We start from the raw sequence: 23,830 nt of genomic DNA on the forward strand, positions 1-23,830 counted from the left end.
CGAGTTGCGCCATCCGGGGCATCCGCGCCGCGAACTCCCTCTTGTTGCGGTTGAGTCGAACAGGTACATCTCGCCGTACCGATCTCAGGAAGCCCCGGAGGAGGTACGCGTGCACACCACGAGAACCGTTCCTGCGAGACCCGTCCTGCTCATCGCCCTCACGAGCGCACTGCTGCTCGCCCCGAACAGCGCGACCGCGGACCCCGAGCCCCCCACCCGCGAGAACGCCGGCGACCAGGGCCCGGCCCGGGCACCGGAGAGCGCCGCCCGGCGCGCGCTCACCGCCCCGACCACCGGCTTCACGGACACCACCCGCGGCTATCCCCGCGAACAGGTCCTCACCCCCGACCCCGTGAACCCGGCCGACCGCTCCCTCAAGTTGGGCCTCACCCCGTACCACGCGATCGCGACCGAGCTGAACGCCCTGCAGCGGCTGGGCGACCGGGTGAGCGTCGAGGTAGCCGGGCGTTCGGCGGGCGGGCACCGGCTCTACCTCGTCACCGTGACCGCACCGGAGACCCCCGCCCGGGCCCGCGCCCAGGAGCGGATGCGCGAGCTCATCGAGAACGCCCCCGCGACCGCCGCCAAGTCCAGGGAGATCAAGGCGGGTTACAAGGCACCGGTCTTCTTCAACAGCAACATCCACGGCAACGAGTGGGAGGGCACGGACGCCTCCCTGAAGATCATCGAGCGGCTCGCGACCGCCAAGGACACGCGCACGAAGGACCTGCTCGCCCACTCCCGGCTGTACTTCGACATCACCGCCAACCCCGACGGCCGGATCGCCGGCACCCGGGCCAACGCCAACGGCTTCGACCTGAACCGGGACTTCGTGACCGCCTCGCAGCCCGAGACGCGGGCGATGCGGCAGATCGAGATTGACAAGCAGCCGGCCGTCATGCTCGACCTGCACGGTTACGTCAACGGCACGCTCATCGAGCCCACCACTCCCCCGCACGGCGAGAACTACGAGTACGACCTCTTCCTGAAGAACACCTACGCCAACGCCCTCGGCATGGAGGCCGCCGTCAACGGGCTCGGCCACACACCCGCGAAGGACGGTGTCGAGCCCGCGCAGATCCCCTTCCGGGACCAGGAGGAGGGCTGGGACGACTGGCCGCCGATCTTCACCCCGCAGTACGCGGCCTTCCACGGCACGGTCGCCGCGCACACGGTCGAGATCCCGCTGGCCGTCAACAACTCCCTCTACGACAGCCTGCCCGTCGCGGAGCTGCGGCGCCGGTCCGCGATCAACACGGCTGTGGCGGGCGCGGCCATCACGGCGACCCTCGACTTCGTGCGGGAGAAGCGCGCCTCACTGATCGCCGACCAGATCGAGGTCTTCCGGCGCGGGGCGGCGGGAGCCGCTCAGGTGCCGGTGTCGAAGGAGACCGTACCCGGGGTGCCGGGCATCGGGCCCGAGGACGTGTACACCACCGACTTCCCCCACGCGTACGTGATTCCGCCGGGCTCGACGGCCGCCGCCCGCCTCGTCGACCACCTCCTCGCCAACGACGTCCGCGTCGCGCGCGCGAGCCGTGACGTCCGGCTCGGCGGACGGACGTATCCGAAGGGCTCGTACGTCGTCGACATGCGACAGCCGAAGCGGTGCCTGGCGAACGCGCTGCTCGCGGACGGGCGGGACATCAGCGCCAAGGTATCGGTGATGTACGACATCTCGGGCTGGAGCCTGGGACGACTGTGGGGCGCGACGGTCACGCCGGTGACGTCCGGGAGCCTGGCCGGTGCGTCCCTGAGGCCCGTGCGGGCCGCCACGCACGTCGGTCAGGTGGCCCCGCGCGGCGACCTGCGGCTGCGGCTGACCGACCCGCAGGAGATCGCGGCGCTCAACTCGCTGCTGGGGCAAGGGGTTTCGGTACGGCGGGCCCCCGACAGCAGTGCGATCGTGCCCGCGTCGGCGCGCGCCCTCGCCGCCGCGGCCGCTCGCACCTACGACGTGGTCTTCGACGCGACGGGGCAGAAGGGCACGGCCGGACTGCGCCGCACCCGGGTGGCCGCCGCCGTGACCCCCGGCGAGCTGTTCGCGCTGCGGGAGATGGGCTTCGAGGTCACCCCGGTCTCGACGGCCGTCCTGAACGCCGGTTTCGACTGGTCGTCGGTGGACGTGCTGTTCGTGTCGGCGGGGCTGGACCGCGACGCCCTCACCGGCGGCGCCCGTACGGCCCTGGACGCCTTCCTGGGCGCCGGGCACGGTCTCGTCGGGCGCGGGGTCGCCGGGGCCGAACTGAGCGCGGACACCGGGCTGCTGGCCGCGAAGCCGGTGGAGGGCAACGGGGACGCCAACGGCGTGGTGCGCGTGGTGAATTCGGGCCCGGTGACGGGCGGGGCCCCGGATCACGGGTTTGTCTACGCCCCGGTCTGGTTCACCGACCTCGGGCCGGGGGTGCGGGTCGAGCAGTCGTACGCCGCCGGGAACCCGCTGGTCTCCGGGCACTGGCGGGCCCTGCCGGACGGCTCGGGCGGTCCCGCCGCCGCGGCCGGACAGGCCTCGGTCGTCAGTGGTCCGCGAGCCGTCCTGTTCGGCACCGAGCCGCTCTTCCGGGATCACCCGAAGGGGGAGTTCGCCCAGGTCGGGCGGGCATTGTTCACCATGGCACACGCGAGCACCGGCTGAGGTTGAGGAGAGCGGATGACGCAGGAGATCCACGGCACCGTCGCGGACGGCTTCGAGGCGGTGCGCGCGGAGTTCACCGCCTTCGTGGCGAGCGAACGGCCCGACTATGAAGGGCAGTTGAGCGCGTACGTGCACGGCAGGCGGGTCGTCGACCTGTGGGCCGGCGAGGGTGCCGGACCGGACTCCCTCTACGGCGTGTTCTCGTCGACCAAGGGTGCCGCCCATCTGGTGGTCGCGCTCCTCGTCCAGGAGGGCACCCTGGAGCTGGACCGCAAAGTGACCTACTACTGGCCGGAGTTCGGCGCCGAGGGCAAAGGTCAGCTGACCCTGCGGGATCTGCTGGCGCACCGGGCCGGGGTGGTCGGCCTCGACACCGGTTTCACCGCGCAGGAGCTGGCGGACGACCGGGTGGTGGCGGAACGGCTCGCGGACCAGAAGCCGTTCTGGCGCCCTGGCACGGCCTTCGGCTACCACGCGCTCGTGATCGGCGCGCTGACCGGCGAGATCGTGCGGCGGGCGACGGGCCGGACGCTCCAGGAGGTGTACGAGGAGCGGATCCGGGCCCCGTACGGGCTGGACTTCCACCTGGGACTGCCCGAGTCCCTGGAGCCGCGTTACCGCTCGGTGCAGCCGATGGTGCCGACGGCCACACAGCAGGCCCTGCTGGACGCCACGGCGACGGGTCCGCACACCCTGACCGCGATCGCCTTCAACCAGCAGGTGCCCGACCCGGGTGACCTGACGGTCTACGCCAACTCCCGTGCCGTACGCGCGAAAGGGCCGGCGTCGGCGGGCGGAGTGGCGGCCGCGCGGGGCCTGGCCGGGATGTACGCGGCGGCGATCAGCGAAGTGGCCGACCGGCCGCCCCTGCTGAAGCCGGACACCATCGCCGAGGTGGGCCAGATCCAGTCCGTCGGCTACGACCTGGTGGCCCGGGCCCACAAGTCCTACGGCCTGGGCTTCCAGGCCACGGCCGACATGTGGCACCCGTTCCTCGGGGCCGGTTCCTTCGGCCACAGCGGCGCGGGCGGCTCCCAGGCCTTTGCCGACCCCCGCAGCGGTCTGGCCTACGGCTACACCCGCCGCCGGATGGCGTTCCCGGGCGGGGCGGCACCGGAGAACGAGCGGTTCGTGAGGGCCGTACACAAAGCGGCTCTGGCCGTGTGAGCCGTATGACAGGAGCGGAGGCGGCACCCCACGTCCAGGGGTGCCGCCTCCGCCTTGTACGACCAACGAGCTCCGTCAGGCGAGCGTCACGGAGATGTTCCCGCGGGTCGCCTTCGAGTACGGGCAGACCTGGTGGGCCTTCTCAAGGAGGGCCCGGGCGGTCCGCGTGTCGACGTTGGGGATCGTCGCCGAGATCTCGACGATCAGGCCGAAGCCGTGGGAGTTCTTGCCGATGCCCACCTTCGCGGTGACCGTCGAGCCGGAGATGTCGGCCTTCTCCTGGCGGGCGACGACGCCGAGGGCGCCCTGGAAGCAGGCGCTGTACCCGGCGGCGAAGAGCTGTTCCGGGTTGGTGCCCTTGCCGCTGCCGCCCATTTCCTCGGGCGGGCCGACGACCAGGTCGAGCCTGCCGTCGTCGGTGGCGACCCGGCCGTCGCGACCGTTCTCGGCGGTGGCGACAGCGGTGTACAGGACGTCGGACTGCTGGATTTCCGGCATGCGGTTGTCTTCCTCCTCGGTCCACCGCGACTCGCGCCCACGATCGACGGCGGAATTCGGAAAGAAGTTACCGCATGATGGAAAATCCTTGAGGATGTCAGAGCTTGACGATCATCTTTCCGGTGTTGTCGCCGCGCAGGACCCCGAGGAACGCCTCCAGGTTGTTCTCGATGCCCTCGACGACCGTCTCGCGGTACTTGAGCTGCCCGGACGCCACCCACGGGCCGACCTCGGCGACGAACTCCGGCTGGAGGTCGTAGTGGTCGCCGACCAGGAAGCCCTCGATGCGGCCGCGGGTCTGGATCAGACGGGCGAGGTTGCGCGGACCGGGGGCGGCCTCGGTGTTGTTGTAGACCGAGATCATGCCGCAGACGGCGATCCGGCCGCCCTGGTTGAGGGAGCCGATGGCGGCTTCCAGGTGGTCGCCGCCGACATTGTCGAAGTAGACGTCGACGCCGTCCGGGGCGGCCTCGCGCAGCTGGTCGCTGACCTTGCCGTTCTTGTAGTTGAAGGCCGCATCGAAGCCGTACTCCTCGACGAGCAGCTTGACCTTCTCGTCGGAGCCGGCCGAGCCGATGACCCGGGAGGCGCCCTTGAGCTTGGCGATCTGGCCGACCTGGCTGCCGACGGCACCCGCGGCGCCGGAGACGAAGACCGAGTCGCCCTCCTTGAAGGAGGCGGTGCGCAGGAGGCCGGCGTAGGCGGTGAGGCCGGTCATGCCGAGGACACCGAGGTACGTCGACAGGGGGGCAGCGTCGGCGTCGACCTTGACGGCGTGCTTCGCGTCCATGACCGCGTACTCGCGCCAGCCGAAGAAGTGCAGGACGTGGTCGCCGACGGCGATGCCCTCGGCGTTGGAGGCTACGACCTCACCGACCGCGCCGCCCTGCATGACCTTGCCGAGCTCGAAGGGCGCGGCGTACGACTTCGCGGCGCTCATGCGGCCACGCATGTACGGGTCGACGGAGAGGAACGTGTTGCGGACCAGCACCTGGCCCGCGCCGGGGGTCGGGACCTCGGCTTCGACCAGGGCGAAGTCCTCGGGCTTCGGCCAGCCGACCGGGCGGGAGACGAGGTGCCATTCGCGGTTGATCATGATGCCTGCGACCTTTCCATTTACTTCAGTGCCTTAAACAACCATGCTCCTGAATATTTCAGGTTGTCAAGTAAAGGGGTACCCTGGAGCGCATGCCCACTCCTCAAAAGACCCGGCCCGACGCGCTGACCATGGAAGTGGTGGAGCTCATCGGGGACGTGGTGGCCCGCTTCTACTCGGACTACGAGGACGCGGCCGCGGAGCACGCCCTCACCGGGGCGCAGGCGCGGCTGCTGAGTCTGCTGTCCCTGGAGGCGCTGCCCATGCGCAAACTGGCCCAGAAACTGAAATGTGAGCCGTCGAACGTCACCGGGATAGTCGACCGTCTGGAGGCACGCGGGCTGGTGGAGCGGCGACCCGATCCCGCGGACCGGCGGGTCAAGGTGGCCGCGGCGACGGAGGCGGGGCTCGACGTGGCCCGGGAGCTGCGGGAGGGGCTGCGGTTCGCCCGGGCGCCCCTGGCGGGGTTGTCGGAGGGCGAGCGGACCTCCCTGCGGGACCTGCTGCGCCGGATGCTGGAGGCGTAGGGGCGCCGGAGGGGGCCGCTACAGGTCTTCGCTTCACATGAGCGAAGAGCTCAGGTGCACCACCACAGGAAGCGGTTGCACTCCGTCGGGGACGGGTCCGGACTCGGGGCCGCGGAGGTGGGGGTGGCACTGGGGGCCGAGCCGCCGCTCGTGGCCGTGGGCGCGGCGGTGGGGGTCCGCGCACCGGGGGGCTTGGTGGTCGCCGACTGGGCGTCGGGGCTCTTGCTCGCGTCGGCGTCCCCGCTCTTGGACGCGGACGGCGACGGGGACCCGGAGGTCGACGGCGAAGGCGAGCCCGAGGGAACGGATCCACGGGAGCCGGCCTCCGTCGACGCCGATTCGCTCGCCTCCGGGGAGGCGCCGCCCTCGGCCGACTCCCCGCCCGCCGCGGCCGGCTTGGGGGAGGATCCCGGGGCGTCCATGCCCAGCTCCGCGAGGCTCAGACCGCCGGCCGCGAGCACGAAGCCGGCGGCGATCAGCAGGGTGCGGCGGCGGCGCCGGCGATGCGCGGCCGCTTTGCGATCGCGACGACTTGCTCCGGCGGTGGGGTCTTCGGGGTCGTCCTCGTCGCCGTACTCGTCGTCGTGCGTGTCCTCGGGTTCCGCGAGGCGCTCCGCACCCTCGGCACCGCGGCCGCCACGGCCGCGTGCACGTCGACGTGACGCTCGGCCGGCGCCCGGTTCGACGGCCTCTTCGGCGGGACCGTCGCCCAGGTCGGCGTCGACACGGGGCTCGGAGTCGACATCCGGGCCCGCGTCTGCGCCGAAGCCGGTCCCGCCGTCGGCTCCGGTCGAGCCGTAGGCCGCGCCGGCCTCCGCCGAACCGGCACCCAGAGGATCACCCGCGCGAGGGACACTCTCGTGGCCGCCTCCGCCGTACGTCATGTCACCCTGACCGGCCGTGCCGTACGCCCCGTGGGGGTCGCCGCCGTACGCCGCACCGCTCCCGACACCCTCGCCGTACGCCCCGCCGTCCTCGCCGTACGCTCCTGTGCCGTACCGGGCGGAACCATGGGCCTCTCCCCCGTACGGCGACGCCTCGTGACCCGCGAGCGGACCTGCCGCCACAGCGCCGCCGTACTGCCCCTCGGGCTCGTACGTCGCGTACGCGGGGGTCATCGGAGGGTCCTGCGGCCGGCCCTGGGCCGGGACGCGGGGGGTGTACGCGCGTAGCTCTTCGATCGAGGTGCCGCACCCCGGGCAGGCGAGGGCGCCGTTGAGGTGCCGTCGGCACGGGTTGCAGTAGTCCATGACGCGGGAAGACTAAGTTCCTCTCACCTGGCTTTCATAGTCACGCCTGTGAAGGTTGTGTGTCGAACTACCCATTCCGGTGCGGCGAGTTGAGGGACCCTCCAGGGACCGTTCGGGCATCCTTCCCGATCTCACCGAAAGCGGCTTCGAAAGCCGTGTCGAAAGCTGTGTCGAAACCGTTATGCGTTCGACCCATTGACACTCCCCTCACCCCCTCCTTACTGTCACGTCAGCATTTCGAACGTGTGACGAAATTTCGAACAACGTCACTGGGCCGACGAAGTAACGAGGGGCAACCGCCGTGCGCATCACCGGAATCAGCACACACGTGGTCGGGACGCCGTGGCGCAACCTGACCTACGTCCAGGTGCACACCGACGAAGGCATCACCGGAGTCGGCGAGACCCGGATGCTGGGACACACCGACGCGCTGATCGGCTACCTGCGGGAGGCCGAGGCCAATCACATTCTCGGCTCCGACCCGTTCGCTGTCGAGGACCTCGTCAAGAGGATGAAGTACGGCGACTACGGTCGGGCCGGCGAGATCGTGATGTCGGGCATCGCCGTCATCGAGATGGCCTGCTGGGACATCAAGGGCAAGGCCCTCGGGGTGCCGGTCTGGCAGCTCCTGGGCGGCAAGGTCACCGACAAGGTCAAGGCGTACGCCAACGGCTGGTACACCACCGAGCGGACCCCCGAGGCGTACCACAAGGCCGCGCAGGCGGTCATGGAGCGCGGGTACAAGGCGCTCAAGATCGACCCGTTCGGTACCGGCCACTTCGAGCTGGACCACGAGCAGAGCCTGTACGCCGTCTCGCTCATCGAGGCCGTCCGCGACGCCATCGGCCCGGACGCCGAGCTGATGCTGGAGATGCACGGCCGGTTCTCCCCGTCGACCGCCGTCCGGCTGGCCAAGGACCTCGCGCCCTTCAAGCCCGCGTGGCTGGAGGAGCCGGTGCCGCCGGAGAACCTGAAGGCGCTGGAGAAGGTCGCCGCCAAGGTCGACATCCCGGTCGCCACCGGTGAGCGGATCCACGACCGCATCGAGTTCCGAGAGCTCTTCGAGAGCCAGGCCGTGGACATCATCCAGCCCGACGTCGGCCACATCGGCGGCATCTGGGAGACCCGGAAGCTCGCCGCCACCGCGGAGACCCACTACATGCTGGTCGCCCCGCACAACGTGGGCGGGCCGGTGCTGACCGCCGCCTCGCTGCAGGTCGGTTTCACCGCCCCCAACTTCAAGATCCTCGAGCACTTCAACGACTTCGCCGACGCGGAGATCAAGAAGGTCGTCAAGGGCGCCCCGCAGGTCGTGGACGGCTACTTCCACCTCTCCGACGCACCGGGTCTCGGTGTCGAGCTGGACGTCGACGCGGCCGCCGAGTTCCCGCAGCAGCAGGCCCGGTTCGACCTGTGGGCCGAGGGCTGGGAGCAGCGCAAGCCCAAGGGCACCAAGTGAGCTCCCAGGTCGTCATCGAGGGGCCCGGCGAGCACCGGCTCGACGAGCACGCCCCTCGTGAGCCCGCGGCCGGCGAGGCGCTGGTGCGCGTCCACGCCGTCGGCATCTGTGGCAGCGACCGCGAGGTGTACCAGGGCAACCGGCCCGAGGGATACGTCCGTTATCCCCTCACTCCGGGCCATGAGTGGTCCGGGACGGTCGAGGCGGTCGGTGCGGGTGTGCCTTCAACTCTTGTCGGCCGCAAGGTCGTCGGTGAGGGCTTCCGCAACTGCCAGGTCTGCGACCGCTGTCACGCGGGCGAGACGACCCTGTGCACGGCCGGGTACGAGGAGACCGGGTTCACCCAGCCGGGTGCGATGGCCACCACGCTCACCCTGCCCGCACGCCTGCTCCACGTCCTGCCGGACGACGCCGACCTGACGGCCGCGGCCCTGCTGGAGCCGGCCGCCTGCATCGCGGCCGCCGCGCTCAAGGCGAACGCCCTGCCGGGCGAGCGCGTGGCCGTGGTGGGGACCGGGACGCTCGGCATGTTCGCCGTTCAGTTCCTGAAGGCGGGCTCGCCTGCCGAACTGCTTGTGGTAGGGACCCGGCCCGACCGGGCGGAGCTTTCGAAAGCTTTCGGTGCCAGCGACTTCCGCACCAGGGGCCAGGAGCTCCCGGACGACTTCGACGTCGTCATCGAGACCGCCGGGTCCGCGTCCGCCGCACGCACCGCCGCCTCCCTGCTCAGGCGGGGTGGACGCCTGGTCCTGACGGGCATCCCGGCGCCGGGTGCCGAGGGTCTCGATCCGACGGACCTGGTCGTACGGCAGCTGGAGGTGCACACCGTCTTCGGAGCCCCGCCGGACGCCTGGGCGCACACGGTGCGGGTCTTCGGCGCCGGCCTGCTCGATCCGCTGCCGCTGGTCACGCACGAGCTGCCGCTCGACGGGTTCCCGGAGGCGATCGAGCTGGTCGGGTCCGGTGATCCGAAGGTCGGGAAGGTGCTGCTCCGCCCCTAGACGTACGCCGGTACGGGGTGACCTGACCACCCCGTACCGGCGTACACCCAAGCCCCGCACGACTTGAGCCGCGAACCTTGTCCGACATATCGAACACAAAGGACAGCTTGTGACGACCGACGCTTCCGCCCCGGCGGCCCGCCGCCCCGGTGAGCAGGCGCTCACCGCGCTCGGCCTGGGCGCGCCCGCCCTCGATCCCGCCGACGCCTCACCGCACACCTTCCCCGGCGGCGGCCGCTGGCGCACCGAGATCCCCTCCTGCGAGGGGCCGGAGGCGCTGGCCGTCGTCCTGAAGGAAGCCTCGCGGCTCGACGTGCCGATCCACCGGATCAGCCAGGGCAGCGGTGTGTGGATGCTGACCGACGCCGAGATCACCGAGATGGTGGAGGCGACGGGCGAACGCGACATCGAGCTCTGCCTGTTCACCGGCCCGCGCGGCACCTGGGACATCGGCGGCTCGACGCGCACCGACTCGCGCGGCGCGGGCCTGCGGGCCCGGGGCCTCGACGCCGTGGCCGGCTGTGTCGAAGACGCCGTCCGCGCGACGGAGTTGGGCGTCCAGTGCCTCCTCGTCGCCGACGAGGGCGTGCTGTGGACGCTGCACCGGGCGCGTGCCGCCGGGATCATCCCGGCCGAGACCACCCTGAAGCTGAGCGCGCTCGTCGGTCCGGTCAACCCGGCCGCGTACGCGGTCTACGAGAACCTGGGCGCCGACTCCATCAACGTGCCCAGCGATCTGACGCTCGATCATCTCACCGAGATCCGGCGGGTGTCGGCCGCTCCGATGGACATGTACATCGAGGCGCCCGACGACCTCGGCGGTTATGTACGGATGTACGAGGTCGCCGAACTGATCAGACGCGGCGCGCCGCTCTATCTGAAGTTCGGCCTGTCGAAGGCCCCCGGGATCTACCCGTACGGCCACCACATGCGCGACCTGACCCTGAACACGGCCCGGGAACGGGTGCGGCGGGGGCGGCTCGCCCTGGACCTGCTGGCACGGCACGGAGCGGACGGCGACATGGCGCCGCTCGGTTCGCGGCTGCCGGGGGCGCTGAAGCGTTTCGAAACACCCTCATAACGTTTCGGACCGACTCCCTTCACAAAAGCAGACGCAGTCACACACAATCCCACACGCCCCTTTCCTCGGTCAGAGCCCGCACCTCCTTGCCAGAGCGTCCCGCACCGCCAGACCGAAACCGCCCCGACATCAAGGATGATGATCATGCGTACTCGTCGAGCCGCACTCACCGCCATAGCAGGCGCCGCCTCCCTCGCCCTCACCCTCACCGCCTGCGGCCAGGACAGCAAGGGCGGCAGCGAGGAGTCGACCGGCAGCGCCAAGGGAGGCACCATCGGCATCGCGATGCCGACCAAGTCCTCCGAGCGCTGGATCGCCGACGGCAACAACGTCGTCAAGAACCTCCAGTCCAAGGGCTACAAGACCAAGCTGGTCTACGGCGAGGACGACCCCGACCAGCAGGTCTCGCAGATCGAGAACCTGATCACGCAGGGCGTCAAGGGCCTGATCGTCGCGGCCATCGACAACAAGTCGCTGAACAACGTGCTCCAGCAGGCCAAGGACGCCAAGATCCCGGTCATCGCCTACGACCGTCTGATCCTCGGCACGCCGAACGTCGACTACTACGCGTCGTTCGACAACACCAAGGTCGGTGAGCTGCAGGCCAGTTACATCGTCGACAAGCTGGGCCTCAAGAGCGGCAAGGGCCCCTTCAACATCGAGCTGTTCGCCGGCTCCAACGACGACAACAACACCAAGTACTTCTTCGGCGGCGCGATGAGCGTGCTGCAGCCGTACATCGACAGCAAGAAGCTCGTCGTCAAGTCCGGCCAGACCAAGATCAACCAGGTCACCACCCTGCGCTGGGACGGCGCCACCGCCCAGAAGCGCATGGAGGACATCCTCACCTCCACGTACGGCAGCGGAAAGGTCGACGCGGTCCTGTCGCCGTACGACGGCATCTCCATCGGCATCATCGCCGCGCTGAAGTCGGACGGCTACGGTTCCGCCAGCAAGCCGCTTCCGGTCATCACCGGCCAGGACGCCGAGCTCGCCTCGGTGAAGTCGATCATCGCGGGCCAGCAGACGCAGACCGTCTACAAGGACACCCGCAAGCTCGCCGAGGTCGCCTCGACGATGGTGGACGACGTCCTCAACGGCAAGAAGCCCGAGGTCAACGACACCAAGACGTACGACAACGGCTCCAAGGTCGTCCCCGCCTACCTGCTGCAGCCGGTGAGCGTCGACAAGAGCAACTACACCAAGGAACTGGTCGACACGGGCTACTACAAGGCGAGCGAGCTCAACTAGTCAGCCCCTCCCTGTCGGCCCATCCCCCTGATTGAAAGGCACGACCATGGCGGGACCCGTCCTGGAAATGCGCTCGATCGTCAAGACCTTTCCCGGCGTCAAAGCGCTGTCGGACGTCACACTGACCGTCCGTCAGGGCGAGGTCCATGCCATCTGCGGTGAGAACGGCGCCGGGAAGTCCACCTTGATGAAGGTGCTCTCCGGCGTCCATCCGCACGGCACGTACGAGGGCGACATCCTGTTCGAGGGAGAGGTCGTCTCCTTCAAGGACATCCGCGCGAGCGAGCAGCACGGCATCGTGATCATCCATCAGGAACTGGCCCTGGTGCCGTTCCTGTCGATCGCGGAGAACATCTTCCTCGGCAACGAGCACGCCTCCGGCGGGTTCATCAACTGGAACGAGACGCTCAAGCACGCCACCGAACTGCTGCGCCGGGTGGGTCTGAGCGACCACCCGGAGACCCGGATCACCGACATCGGTGTGGGCAAGCAGCAGCTGGTGGAGATCGCCAAGGCGCTCTCCAAGAAGGTGAAGCTGCTCATCCTCGACGAGCCGACCGCGGCTCTGAACGACGAGGACAGCGGCAAACTCCTGGATCTCATCCTGGAGTTGAAGAAGCAGGGCATCACCTCGATCATCATCTCCCACAAGCTCAACGAGATCCGCCGGGTCGCCGACTCGGTGACGATCCTCCGCGACGGGAAGTCGATCGAGACCCTCGACGTGAAGGCCCCGGAGACCACCGAGGACCGGATCATCTCGGGCATGGTGGGCCGCGACCTCGACCACCGCTTCCCCGACCGCACGCCGTACGAGGGCGAGGCGGACGCGGCCCCGGCGCTGGAGATCCGCAACTGGACCGTTCACCACCCGATCGACCAGCAGCGCAAGGTCGTCGACGACGTGTCGATCCATGTGCGGCGTGGGGAGATCGTCGGCATCGCGGGCCTGATGGGCGCGGGGCGCACCGAGCTCGCGATGAGCGTGTTCGGGCGCACCTACGGCCGGCACGCGGGCGGCCAGGTCTTCAAGGACGGCAAGGAGATCCGTACGAAGTCCGTCGCGGAGGCGGTCGAGCACGGCATCGCGTACGTCACCGAGGACCGCAAGCACTACGGCCTCAACCTCATCGACAACATCAACCGGAACATCTCGCTGACCGCTCTGAACAAGGTGGCGAAGCGCGGTGTGGTCGACGAGCACGAGGAGCGGAAGGTCGCCGAGCGCTTCCGCAAGTCGATGAACATCAAGGCCCCGACCGTCTTCGAGACGGTGGGCAGGCTGTCCGGCGGCAACCAGCAGAAGGTCGTCCTCAGCAAGTGGATCTTCGCGGGTCCCGAGGTGCTGATCCTGGACGAGCCCACGCGCGGTATCGACGTGGGCGCCAAGTACGAGATCTACACGGTCATCGACCAGCTGGCCGCCGAGGGCAAGGCGGTCGTCTTCATCTCCTCCGAGCTGCCGGAGCTGCTCGGGATGTGCGACCGCATCTACACCATGGCCGCCGGACGGCTCACGGGTGAGGTTCCGCGGGCCGAGGCCACGCAGGAAGTGCTGATGCGCCAGATGACGAAGGACAAAGAGGTAACGCGATGAGCACCGATGTGACGAAGGTTCCGGCCGCGGCGCCGCCTGGCAAGGGCGGGGGGTCGTCCTCCGGCGAGGGCCTGCTCCAGCTGATGGTGAACGGGCTGCGCCGCAACATGCGGCAGTACGGCATGCTGATCGCGCTCGGCCTGATCGTCGCGCTGTTCGCGGTGTGGACCGACGGCGACCTGCTGCTGCCGCGCAACGTCTCCAACCTGGTGCTCCAGAACAGCTACATCCTGATCCTCGCGATCGGCATGATGCTGGTGATCATCGCGGGGCACATCGATCTGTCGGTCGGTTCACTGACCGCGTTCGTGGGCGCCTTCGCGGCCGTGCTGACCGTGCAGCACGACGTGGCCTGGCCGGTCGCGCTGGTGCTGACCCTGGTGGTGGGCGCGGTCGCGGGCTCGGTCCAGGGCTATCTGATCGCGTATCTCGGCATACCGTCGTTCATCGTCACCCTGGCGGGCATGCTGCTCTTCCGAGGTCTGACGGAGATCCTCCTGGAGGGTCAGACCCTCGGCCCGTTCCCGAACGGTCTGCAGAAGCTCGGCAACGGCTTCCTGCCCGAGGTCGGCCCGAACACGAACTACCACAACCTCACCCTGCTGCTGGGCTTCGCGCTGCTGGCCTTCGTGGTCTACCAGGAGGTCCGCGACCGCAAGCGCCAGCAGGAGTTCGCGCTGGACGTGCTGCCCAGGAACGCCTTCCTGCTCAAGCTCGTCGCGATCGCCGCCGCGGTCCTCGCGGTCACGATGCTGCTCGCCAGCTACCAGGGCGCGCCGATCATCCTCCTCGTCCTCGGTGTGCTGGTGGTCGGCTACGGCTACGTCATGCGCAACGCGGTCTTCGGCCGGCACATCTACGCGATCGGCGGCAACCTGCCGGCCGCGAAGCTGTCCGGCGTCAAGGACAAGAAGGTCACCTTCCTTGTCTTCCTGAACATGGGCGTGCTCGCGGCCCTGGCGGGTCTGGTGGTCGCAGCCCGCCTGAACGCGGCCTCCCCGAAGGCGGGCCTGAACTTCGAACTCGAGGCGATCGCCTCGTCGTTCATCGGTGGCGCGTCCATGAGCGGCGGCGTGGGAACCGTCCTCGGCGCGATCATCGGTGGTCTCGTCCTCGGTGTGCTGAACAACGGCATGAACCTCCTCAGCGTCGGCACCGACTGGCAACAGGTCATCAAGGGCCTCGCCCTGCTGGCCGCGGTCGGGTTCGACGTGTGGAACAAGCGCAAGTCCGGTTCGTAAGTCATCTCGGGCCCCGTCGGAGAAAACCGGCGGGGCCCGCTTCCTTCACAGGAGCCGCTAGATGGAACTGAACAGACGAACGGTCATCGCCGGTGCCGCGGCCGCGGGAATCGCCGCGACGACGCTCGGGGGCACCGCTGAGGCGTCCAGCAGCAAGACACCGACCAAGAAGCTCTTCGGCAAGCTCGCCGACGGCACGAAGGTCTACATCTGGTCGCTGGCCAACGGCGGCACGCGGATGAAGGTCCTGTCCTGGGGCGGCGTCGTGCAGTCCCTGGAGATCCCGGACCGGCACGGCCACCACGCGAACGTCTCGGCGGGCTTCGACAACATCGAGGACTACGTCGCCAAGACCCCGTACTTCGGCGCGCTGATCGGGCGGTACGGCAACCGCATCGCCAAGGGCCAGTTCACCCTGGACGGCAAGAGCTACCAGCTCTCCGTCAACGACGGGGTCAACAGCCTGCACGGCGGCACCCAGGGCTTCGACAAGCGGGTGTGGGACGTCGAGCCGTTCACCAAGGGCTCGGACGTCGGCCTGCACCTGCACTACACGTCCGTAGACGGCGAGATGGGCTACCCGGGCACCCTCAAGGTGAAGGTGACGTACACCCTCACCCGGCACGGCGACTGGCGGATCGACTACCAGGCCACCACCGACAAGGCCACCGTGGTCAACCTGACCAACCACGTGTACTGGAACCTCGGCGGCGAGGGCACCGGCACCATCGAGGACCACGAGCTCAGGATCGCCGCCTCCCGCTACACGCCCACCGACTCGGGTCTGATCCCCACCGGTGAGCTGGCGAAGGTCGCGGGCACCCCCTTCGACTTCCGCAAGGGCAAGCAGGTCGGCCGGGACATCCGGGCCGGCCACGAGCAGCAGGTCCTCGCCAAGGGCTACGACCACAACTGGGTGCTCGACAAGGGCATCACCGCCAAGCCCGAGCACGTGGCGACCCTGCGCGACCCGTCCTCGGGCCGCACGCTGAGGATCTCCACCGTCGAGCCGGGTCTGCAGTTCTACTCGGGCAACTTCCTCGACGGCACCCTCACCGGCACCAGCGGTCACACCTACCGCCAGGGTGACGCGCTGTGCCTGGAGACGCAGCACTTCCCGGACTCGCCGAACCACCCGTCGTTCCCCTCGACGGTGCTGCGTCCGGGCCAGACATACCGGTCGACGACGATCCACTCGTTCGGTGCCTGACCTGGTCTGATGCGAAGTTCGGGCCCGGGGTTCCCGAACTCACACTTCTTTCACACCCGTTGAACAGCGCCACGCAGGTATCCGTATGTAAGGGCGGCCCGTGCTCCCCCGCGCGGGCCACCCAATGACGACGGACCCGGTCGTCCCCGCCGGGTCCGCCCCATACGGAGGTTCGATGGCCGACAACGTCACCTCGTTGTTCCGCAGCACGGCTGCGCACAGCCCGTCCATGGCGGCGCTGGCGCGCGAAGGCGGAGACGGGACGGGGCCGGTGGACTTCTGTATCCCCTGCAATCCCTACTTTCCCACCCCGGCGATGATGGACACCATGGCCGCGCGGCTGAAGGACATCATCACCTACTACCCCAGCAGCGCCGACACGATCACCGCCGAGCTGTGCAACCTGCTCCAACTCCCGCCGCAGGCCGTGGCGATGGGCAACGGCTCGACCGAACTGATCACCTGGATCGACCACCTGCTGGTCCGCGAGTCCCTCGCCGTCCCGGTCCCCACCTTCGGCCGCTGGACCGACCAGCCGATGGAGACCGGCAAGCGGGTCGACATGTTCCCGCTCCAGGAGTCCAGCGGATTCGCCCTGGACCTCGCGCAGTACGCGGAGTTCATACGCACCCGGGGCACGCGGGTCGCGGTCATCTGCAACCCGAACAACCCCGACGGCGGCTTCCTCCACAAGCACGCGCTCGTGCAGTTCATGGACGCCATGGCCGACCTGGACCTCATCATCATCGACGAGTCGTTCCTGGAGTTCGCGGACGCGGAGGCCGAGCCGAGCGTCGTCCAGGAGGCGATGATCCGGCCGAACGTCATCGTCCTGCGCAGCCTCGGCAAGAACTTCGGCCTGCACGGCATCCGCTTCGGCTACATGGTCGCGAACCCCTCGCTGGCGGGCCGGGTCCGCTCGATGCTGCCGAAGTGGAACCTCAACGCCTTCGCCGAGTACGTGGTGTTCATGCTCAAGGAGCACGGCGCCGAGTACGCGCAGAGCCTCCACCAGGTCCGCCGGGACCGCCTCGACATGGCGAGCCAGCTCGCCGCGCTGCCCGGCCTGACCGTCTACCCCTCCCAGGGGAACTTCCTCTTCGTGCGCCTGCCCGTCGGCGCCGAGGGCACCGTGGTCCGGGACCGGATGCTCACCGAGCACCGGATCCTCGTCCGCGAGTGCGGCAACAAGATCGGCTCTTCAAGCCGCTTCCTGCGGCTCGTGGTGCGCCCCCAGGTGGACGTGCGTCGCCTGGTGTCCGGCCTGGAACAGGTGCTCTACGGGACCAGGAGGGGAGCCGCCGTGCCCGAGCTCGCTCAAGGGACCGGCTACAGCTCGGGTACGGCGGCAGTGGACCGCCTCGTCGGCCAGACCAACGGGGCGGGCATGCAGGACCTGGCGGCGATGGCCGTCGGCGGTGGGGGGATGGGCTCACGAGGGATGGGCGGTGGCGTCGGCATGCCGATGCCGGTCGCCCAGCCGGCAGCGGTGGCCGCGGCGGCGCCGATGGGGGCGGTCGCTTCCATGGGCGGGGGCGCTTCCATGGGCGGGGCCGGTTCCATGGGGGCGGCTGCTTCGATGGAGGCGGCCGGCTCCATGGGGGCGGGGATGCCGATGCCGGCCCAGATGCAGGCGCCCGCCCCGATGCAGGCGCCCGCCCCGATGCCGACCCCTGTGCCCGTGCCCGTCCCCGCAGCCCCGCCGGCTCCGGCGCCCTTCGGGCCGACCCCCCCGGGGGTGCCGGCCCGTGGCGGCCTCACCGCAGCGCAGGTGCGCGGGATGACCGCACCGGCGCCGGGGGCCCCGCAGGAGCTGTCCCAGGCGCCCGCCACCGGCTGGCCCAACGCTCAGAGCTGGCCGAACGCGGCGGGGATGGGCCAGGCCGGCTGAGCGGCTCAGGCAGGCGGTATCAGTAGGCGACAGGCCACCCACTGCTCCAGTTCAGAAGGTTGATACCGAGCTTGGGTGTGCCGTTGTCGTTGCCGTCGTAGTAGTGGTAGACGATCAGGTCGCCGTCGGAGTCGTTCATGATCGACTGGCCGCCGGGGCCGATGTACCGGCCGTGCGACTCAAGGACCGGCGTGCCGCCGTTGTTCATCATCGACACGCCGTTCTTGTCGACGTACGGCCCGGTGACGCTGGTCGCGCGGCCGACCTTGACCTTGTAGGTCGAACTGGTGCCGGCGCAGCAGGTGTCGTAGGACGCGAAGAGGTAGTAGTAGCCGTTCCGCTTGACGACGTACGGCGCCTCGACGGCCTTGGTCCCGGTCGGGCGGGAGGCGATGGAGTACCGGGTCGTGTTGGTGGAGAGCTGCTTGCCGGTGGACGGGTTGAGCTGGATCATCTTCAGGCCGGTCCACCAACTGCCGAACGACAGCCACCACTTGCCGTCGCCGTCGACGAAGAGGTTCGGGTCGATGGCGTTGTAGTCGCTGGAGGTGGTGGAGGTGTACACGGTGCCCTGGTCGCTCCAGGAGCCGGGCAGGCCGGTGCTCGACGTGGCCAGGCCGATGGCCGACTTGTTGGAGCCGAAGGTCGAGACGGCGTAGTACATCAGGTACTTGCCGCCCTGGTAGGAGATGTCGGGCGCCCAGGCCTCGGTGGCGTACGACGACCACCAGCCCGGCTTGGTGGAGAAGGCGTCGCTGCCGGCCGTGAACGCGATCCGGTCGGTGGAGGTGCGGTAGCCGAGTCCACCGCCGGTGCCGTACAGCAGGTAACGGCCCGCCGACGTACGGATCATCGTCGGGTCGTGGATGGTGGTGGCACCGGTGACGGTCCCGGGGTTGGGGTACGCGGAGGCCGTGCCCGGGATCAGGGCCAGCAGGAAGGCGACGGGAACTGCCAGAAGTGAGGTGCGGCGCACGCTGACGCTCCTTCGAGGAGTGGGGGGACGCGAGTGGGGGGATGTTCGATATACCGATCGCCGATCAGAGCTTCGGACGGGACCGTAGAATCGAACCCCTTGCGCGTCAATGGTCCGCGCACACCTCAGTGGTGGTCAGTGGCCGATGCCGAGTTCCTCACGGACTCCCGGGCCTGAGCCGTGCTGGGGCTCAGGCGACCTGCTCGAACACCATCGACCACCAGCTGTCCGGCTGGGCGAAGGCGTACGGGTCGCGGGCCTTGAGGTACTCGACGAGCTTGTCGGTGTACGGGGCGCGGTCCTGGGGGGCGGCCCGCTCCAGGTGCCTTGCCCGCAGGGCGAAGCGGTACAGGAACTCGACGAGGTCGGCGAGGGTGCGGTTCACGATCTCGGCGCGCGGCTCGGCGTCGAAGGACATGAGGATGACGTAGCCGCGGTCCAGGTCGAGGCAGTACCGCATCGCCGGGTCGTCGGTGGGGCCGCCCAGGACGAGGATGTGGGTCTCCTCGCCGCCCGCGGCGACCGGCACCACGGTGAAGGGATCGGGTCCCTCCTCGGCGGTGTCGAGGGTGAACAGCACGTCGACGAAGACGGGCACACCGACCTCGCACAGCACCTCGGCGTCGGCCTCGGACAGTCCGCGCTCCTCGGCCACGGCCCGGTCCAGCGTGACCACGCGGTCCGCGCCGAACAGCTCCGTCATCTCGTCATGGGTGGCCATGCGTCCTGCTTTCCCTTCTTCGTGCACACATCCGGCCGGGCCGGCGGTTCAGTCGGCGAGACCGGCCCGTCGCAGCAGTTTCAGCCAGTCGTCGTACTCCACCATTTCGTCGTCGACCAGGGCGAGCCGCTGGTACTCGGCGGCAGTGGCCAGCCGCTCCAGGAAGAACGTCCCGAGGCCGGGCGCGAGTTCGTCGAGGCGCTCCGCGTCGACCCAGTCGGGGCCTGCGTCCGGGGCGCCGAGGACGCCGCCGCCCGCGCGGTCGAGGTAGACCGGGGCCTCCTGGATCATCCCGACACAGTAGAGCTTCTCCGGGGAGAGCGGCAGCGGCGAGTCGACCACGGGCTCGCAGTAGAACTGGTGCTCCTCGGCCTCCTCCAGGCCGAAGAGCTGCACGGACGGCCCGCAGCTCGCGCCGTCCAGCACACGGCAGAAGTCCAGGAACTCCCGCGGTACCCCGTCCGCCTCCGCGGCGGCGGCCGTCTCCTCGTCGATCGTCCCGCCGAGCGTGAACGACAGCACGTCCGGGCTCTCCGCAAGGGCCGTCCGCAGGGCGTCCACCGTCGCGACAAGACGGGACGACGCCGGGCTCGCGCTAGTCATCTGGCCACCACTTGATGTCGATGTTGATGGGATTGCCGTCCGGAAGATCCCTGATCTGCGGGCGTATCTGCTGGGTGCCGATGTCGTAGTTCGTCGTCCGGTCGAGCATCCGCAGGTTACGCCACGCGTCCGGACCACCGGTCTGGAGCTCGTTGACGTGATCGGGTTGCATTTTACGGGCGGCCACCGCGGCCTCTTCGGCGAAGTCGGGGTCCTCCTTGTGGTTCCTGCGGATCAGTGCTTCCAGCGCGCCCTTGTACTGCGCGGTGATCTGCTTGTCGCGGTAGTCCTCGGTCTTGCCCTTGAACTTGAAGAGCTTGCCCTCCTCGCCGAGCCGCTGCAGGGCCCGCGCCTTCCGCTCGAAGGCCTGCTTGGGCATCCCGGGCTTCCACTCCAGGGTGACGGTGTGCGGATCCCTGGTGGTGTCCGGCCGGTCCTTGCCGATGCCGCCGCCGTCGCGGACGGTGTCCTGGTCGCGGGAGCGCTTGACGATGCTCTGCAGCATCGTCTCGATGTTCTTGTCGTTGCGCGCGTGGTTGTCACCCATGGCGCGCACGCCCTTGGACACGTCCTGGAGGTGCTTGTGGAGCTGGTCCTCGGCCTCCTCGATGGCCTTGAGGATCTTCTCGGCCCCGGTCTCGACGGCCGCCGCCAGGGCGCCCTTGCCCCGGGTCCGGTTCAGCCCGGCCCGGCTGCGGCGCAGGTGGGGGCGGGCGCCGGACTCGTGCTCGTCGGCCTGGGAGGTGATCCGGTCGGCGAGCCGGTCGTGCAGGTCCTTGTCGCTGCGTACGGTGTCGCTCACGCGGCGCCTCCCTTCGAGGTGAAGGTGCCCGTGGTCCCCGTGGCGGCGTCCAGCCCCTCGGAGAAGCCCTCGCTGCCCGCGTGCAGGGTCTTGCCCGGGCTGTAACCGTCCTGCAGGCCCACGGCGTTGGCGCCGAGCTGGAGGACGAGGTCGGTGGCCATGTTGCCGAGCGCGGAGTAGACCGGGCCCATGGCGACGGACATGAGCTCCTCCATGAGGAGTTGCTCGGCCTCCTTCAGCAGCCGCCGCACGATGAGCCGGGTGGCCTGGGTGGCACCGAGCGCGCCGACCTCGGAGAGCCCGAGGGTGAACGGGGCGGCGGCTTGGGCGGCGATGATCTCGGCGGCGAGGATGCCCAGTTGGACGATGGCGGCGACCTTGGCACCGGCCACGGCGACGGCGGCGCCGTCCAGGGCCATCGCCCCGAGGTCGGCGGCCTCGCCCAGCCGTTCCAGGTGTACGTCGCTGACCTTGCCCCAGTGCTGCTGGAAGGCCGCTGTCGCGATGCCCTCGTTCCCCTCCAGGAACTCCCGGACGACGCTCGCCGTGGCGTCCTTGCCCTCCCGCATCTGCGAGGCGAAGGAACGCAGGCCGTCGGCCATGTCCCGGTAGTCGTCCTCGTCGACGTTGGGCCACTCGACGCCGATGAGGTCCAGCACCCAGGCCGCCTCGTCGGGCAGCACGACGCCCATGTCCGTTCCCCCTTGTCTTGGCAGGACCATTTCAGGTCACGCTTGCGACGGCCGAACTTTACTACGGGGGGCGGGATTTGCCGGTGGTGTTGGAGGGGCCGGGTTCCGGGGCGAGGAGCCAGGGGCAGGCGCGGTGGTCAGCGGCGGCCGAAGGGGCCCGCCGGGCGGGCGCCGCCCAGGCCACCCGGTCCGCCCACCTCGCCCGCGCCTGGGTGCCGCCAAGGCCCGGACGGCTGCGGGGAGGCCGCTCGGGGCGCCGCGTCGGGCTGTGGCGTGCCGTGACCCCCGGCGCCCCGACCCTCGGTGTCCTGACGCTCGGTGTCCTGACCTTCGCCGCCCTGAGCCTCGCGCTCGTCCTCGGTGCCACGCGCCTGCTGCCAGGCGCCGAACCGTTCGCCCGCCTCGCGGGCCTCGGACTCGGTACGCAGCTCCCCCGCGCGGCGGATCTTGTCGGCGCCGGAGAACAGGGCTGCGGTGTACTCCGGGTCGGTGAAGGCCTGTTCGGCGGTGAGGTCGCCGCGCAGCACCCCGCGCGCCATCTCCCGCAGCTTCGGGTCGGGACCGGTGCTCAGGGTGCGCAGCGCGCGGAGCAGGCTACGGGCCCGTTCCTCGTCCTTCGCGACGCCCAGCAACTCCCCCTGGTCCACTTCACGTCCGTCCGGCACGCGAACCTCCCCCTTCCCTGCGCCAGTCGCCCCAGTATCCAACAGCCTCGTGTGTCACGGGAGTCGGGAGCACGTCCTCAGGAAGCGAGCGCGTCCCGCATCCCCTTCGCCGTGACCGCAGGGTCATAGCCGTCGGGCACACCCTCGACGAGGACGATGTCGCCCGGGATGTGCCGCGCCCGCAACGGCGCGATCTCCTGGTACGCGGCGGAGTCCCACCAGGCCCGCGCCTCGGCGATCCCGGGAAATCCGATCACCACGACATGTCCCGGCCAGCCGCCCTCCTTCACCTCGTGCTGCGCGCCGTGCACGAGGAAGCGGCCGCCGTACGGCTCGAAGGTGGCCGTGATGCGCTCGATGTACTCGGCGATCTCCGGGTGCGGCGCGGCTTCCCGCAGGTGGGCTATGGCGTAGGCGGTCATGGTGTCCTCCCGGTCGCTGGGCTCCGTACGCCGACGAGCCTGGCACCCGGGGCGAACCGGCGTCGATTACCCGAGAGGTAGGCGGTCAGCGGAGCCGGGCGGCTCGGCAGTCGGGGACCTCCGGGTCGGGACGCCCCAGCACTTCCGCGAGAGGACCCCCGCTGCGCACCGCCGCGATCCGCCGCGCCCGCAGCTGGGCCCGGGTGCGGGGTCGGAACTTTGGTTCCCTGCCACAGCCGCAGGGCTCACGCCCCTCGTACCGCAGACCGGCGCCGAGAACGGCCGCCACCACGCTCCATGCCTTGAGGTCCCGCCTCCGGGGCGCCGCGAAGTCGCGCCCGGCGCAGCTCATCGGCCCGGAGCAACGGGGACACCGGTGCTCACCGGGACCAGGATGCCGCTTGAACGCGACACGGCAGGGCACGCACGCGTAGTGCAGCTTGTAGGCCTTCCCGGCGTAATGGCACATGGGCCGAACGTACCCGGCCCTGCGAAGACCGGCGACCCGGTTTCAGCGGTACGACTCCTCACTGGCCGGCAGGGCCCGGCCCATACCCGGTCCCACTCCACGGCGCCGCAGCGGCAGATCCACCTCGGCCCGGACCGTCTTGCCCGGCGGCGGCTCCCGGTCCAGCACCTCCCAGCGGTCGGCGAGGGCGTCGACGAGAAGGAGACCTCGGCCGCCGTCCTCCAGGGGACCCGATGGCGGTACGGCGGCAAAGGGCTCACCTCGGGTGTCGGTGACCTCCACGCGCACGCTGCCGGTGACGAGGGAGAGCCGTAGCTCGAAGTCCCGCCCCGGGACACGGCCATGGGTGACGGCGTTGGCGGCGAGTTCGGCGACGATCACCTCGACGTTCTCAGCGGTCGGGGTGTCGTGCGGGATGCCCCAGTCGTGCAGCTGGTTCAGGGCTAGGTGGCGGGCGAGGCGGGCGCCTCGCGGAGTCGCGCTGAGGCGCTGGGTGAACGTACGTACGGTGACCGGAGGTCGGGGGGTGGAAGGTGCTGTCATGGGCCCAATCTGGCGCCCCCGAGCCCAACTTCT

At 69.7% G+C, this 23,830-nt stretch carries 22 protein-coding genes; 11 read left to right on the plus strand and 11 right to left on the minus strand.

Going from position 1 to position 23,830, the window contains the following annotated elements:
- The first annotated feature begins 109 nt into the window (after positions 1–109).
- Together ABZT93_RS15165 and ABZT93_RS15170 are read left to right on the plus strand one after the other, a co-directional pair.
- Positions 110–2,635, plus strand: coding sequence for a M14 family zinc carboxypeptidase (locus ABZT93_RS15165; RefSeq protein WP_356104027.1), 2,526 nt, complete (start codon positions 110–112; stop codon positions 2,633–2,635).
- A 15-nt stretch (positions 2,636–2,650) separates the two neighbouring features.
- The gene (locus ABZT93_RS15170) at positions 2,651–3,802 is read left to right on the plus strand and encodes a serine hydrolase domain-containing protein (RefSeq protein ID WP_356104030.1); all 1,152 of its coding nucleotides are present in this window, start codon (positions 2,651–2,653) and stop codon (positions 3,800–3,802) included.
- Between the two features lie 75 nt (positions 3,803–3,877).
- Here the strand turns inward: ABZT93_RS15170 and ABZT93_RS15175 are convergent, their stop codons facing one another.
- Both ABZT93_RS15175 and ABZT93_RS15180 read right to left on the minus strand, forming a co-directional pair.
- On the minus strand, positions 3,878–4,300 hold the full coding sequence (locus ABZT93_RS15175) for an organic hydroperoxide resistance protein (RefSeq protein WP_356104033.1): 423 nt from the start codon (positions 4,298–4,300) through the stop codon (positions 3,878–3,880).
- A gap of 97 nt (positions 4,301–4,397) precedes the next feature.
- Complete coding sequence (locus ABZT93_RS15180; RefSeq protein ID WP_356104035.1) at positions 4,398–5,396, minus strand: NADP-dependent oxidoreductase; 999 nt, start codon at positions 5,394–5,396, stop codon at positions 4,398–4,400.
- Positions 5,397–5,488: 92 nt separating this feature from the next.
- On the opposite strand from ABZT93_RS15180, the gene ABZT93_RS15185 reads away from it, so the two are divergent.
- Positions 5,489–5,923, plus strand: coding sequence for a MarR family transcriptional regulator (locus ABZT93_RS15185; protein ID WP_356104038.1), 435 nt, complete (start codon positions 5,489–5,491; stop codon positions 5,921–5,923).
- A 50-nt stretch (positions 5,924–5,973) separates the two neighbouring features.
- Here ABZT93_RS15185 and ABZT93_RS15190 read toward each other — a convergent pair whose 3' ends face one another.
- Positions 5,974–7,173, minus strand: coding sequence for a hypothetical protein (locus tag ABZT93_RS15190; RefSeq protein ID WP_356104041.1), 1,200 nt, complete (start codon positions 7,171–7,173; stop codon positions 5,974–5,976).
- A 301-nt stretch (positions 7,174–7,474) separates the two neighbouring features.
- Here ABZT93_RS15190 and ABZT93_RS15195 point away from each other — a divergent pair, with 301 nt between their 5' ends.
- The 8 genes from ABZT93_RS15195 (at position 7,475) to ABZT93_RS15230 (ending at position 17,904) form a co-directional block, all read left to right on the plus strand.
- Entirely contained in the window at positions 7,475–8,632 is a 1,158-nt protein-coding gene (locus ABZT93_RS15195; protein ID WP_355737424.1) for a mandelate racemase/muconate lactonizing enzyme family protein, read from the plus strand.
- Positions 8,629–9,633, plus strand: coding sequence for an alcohol dehydrogenase catalytic domain-containing protein (locus ABZT93_RS15200; RefSeq protein ID WP_356104043.1), 1,005 nt, complete (start codon positions 8,629–8,631; stop codon positions 9,631–9,633). Before ABZT93_RS15195 ends, ABZT93_RS15200 begins: the two co-directional genes overlap by 4 nt.
- Positions 9,634–9,742: 109 nt before the next feature.
- Positions 9,743–10,714, plus strand: a complete 972-nt coding sequence (locus ABZT93_RS15205; RefSeq protein WP_356104046.1) for a hypothetical protein — start codon at positions 9,743–9,745, stop codon at positions 10,712–10,714.
- A 144-nt stretch (positions 10,715–10,858) separates the two neighbouring features.
- Positions 10,859–11,965, plus strand: a complete 1,107-nt coding sequence (chvE, locus tag ABZT93_RS15210; RefSeq protein ID WP_356104049.1) for a multiple monosaccharide ABC transporter substrate-binding protein — start codon at positions 10,859–10,861, stop codon at positions 11,963–11,965.
- A 46-nt stretch (positions 11,966–12,011) separates the two neighbouring features.
- A complete protein-coding gene (gene mmsA, locus ABZT93_RS15215) occupies positions 12,012–13,562 on the plus strand; it encodes a multiple monosaccharide ABC transporter ATP-binding protein (RefSeq protein WP_356104051.1) in 1,551 nt (516 codons plus the stop codon).
- On the plus strand, positions 13,559–14,803 hold the full coding sequence (mmsB, locus tag ABZT93_RS15220; RefSeq protein ID WP_356104053.1) for a multiple monosaccharide ABC transporter permease: 1,245 nt from the start codon (positions 13,559–13,561) through the stop codon (positions 14,801–14,803). Before mmsA ends, mmsB begins: the two co-directional genes overlap by 4 nt.
- Positions 14,804–14,864: 61 nt before the next feature.
- On the plus strand, positions 14,865–16,013 hold the full coding sequence (locus ABZT93_RS15225) for an aldose epimerase family protein (RefSeq protein WP_356104056.1): 1,149 nt from the start codon (positions 14,865–14,867) through the stop codon (positions 16,011–16,013).
- A gap of 175 nt (positions 16,014–16,188) precedes the next feature.
- Positions 16,189–17,904 (plus strand): histidinol-phosphate transaminase, encoded by a 1,716-nt coding sequence (locus tag ABZT93_RS15230; RefSeq protein WP_356104059.1) that lies wholly within the window; start codon positions 16,189–16,191, stop codon positions 17,902–17,904.
- A gap of 19 nt (positions 17,905–17,923) precedes the next feature.
- Here the strand turns inward: ABZT93_RS15230 and ABZT93_RS15235 are convergent, their stop codons facing one another.
- The 8 genes from ABZT93_RS15235 to ABZT93_RS15270 all read right to left on the minus strand — a co-directional run bounded on the left by ABZT93_RS15235 (position 17,924) and on the right by ABZT93_RS15270 (position 23,797).
- Entirely contained in the window at positions 17,924–18,880 is a 957-nt protein-coding gene (locus ABZT93_RS15235; RefSeq protein WP_356104061.1) for an arabinan endo-1,5-alpha-L-arabinosidase, read from the minus strand.
- A gap of 190 nt (positions 18,881–19,070) precedes the next feature.
- A complete protein-coding gene (locus ABZT93_RS15240; protein ID WP_356104064.1) occupies positions 19,071–19,601 on the minus strand; it encodes an SUKH-4 family immunity protein in 531 nt (176 codons plus the stop codon).
- A 48-nt stretch (positions 19,602–19,649) separates the two neighbouring features.
- On the minus strand, positions 19,650–20,204 hold the full coding sequence (locus tag ABZT93_RS15245; protein ID WP_356104066.1) for a hypothetical protein: 555 nt from the start codon (positions 20,202–20,204) through the stop codon (positions 19,650–19,652).
- The gene (locus tag ABZT93_RS15250; protein ID WP_356104069.1) at positions 20,197–21,006 is read right to left on the minus strand and encodes a hypothetical protein; all 810 of its coding nucleotides are present in this window, start codon (positions 21,004–21,006) and stop codon (positions 20,197–20,199) included. Before ABZT93_RS15250 ends, ABZT93_RS15245 begins: the two co-directional genes overlap by 8 nt.
- Positions 21,003–21,698 carry a hypothetical protein gene (locus tag ABZT93_RS15255; protein ID WP_356104071.1) on the minus strand — a complete coding sequence of 232 codons (696 nt, stop codon included), beginning with the start codon at positions 21,696–21,698 and terminating at the stop codon, positions 21,003–21,005. The genes ABZT93_RS15250 and ABZT93_RS15255 overlap by 4 nt, the downstream gene beginning before the upstream one ends.
- A gap of 137 nt (positions 21,699–21,835) precedes the next feature.
- Positions 21,836–22,363, minus strand: a complete 528-nt coding sequence (locus ABZT93_RS15260) for a hypothetical protein (RefSeq protein ID WP_356104074.1) — start codon at positions 22,361–22,363, stop codon at positions 21,836–21,838.
- 77 nt (positions 22,364–22,440) lie between these two features.
- Positions 22,441–22,785, minus strand: a complete 345-nt coding sequence (locus tag ABZT93_RS15265) for a DUF1330 domain-containing protein (RefSeq protein WP_356104076.1) — start codon at positions 22,783–22,785, stop codon at positions 22,441–22,443.
- 511 nt (positions 22,786–23,296) lie between these two features.
- Complete coding sequence (locus ABZT93_RS15270) at positions 23,297–23,797, minus strand: ATP-binding protein (RefSeq protein ID WP_356104079.1); 501 nt, start codon at positions 23,795–23,797, stop codon at positions 23,297–23,299.
- Positions 23,798–23,830 lie beyond the last annotated feature (33 nt).

The sequence above is a fragment of the Streptomyces sp. NPDC005303 genome (assembly GCF_040607335.1).
Lineage (GTDB): Bacteria > Actinomycetota > Actinomycetes > Streptomycetales > Streptomycetaceae > Streptomyces.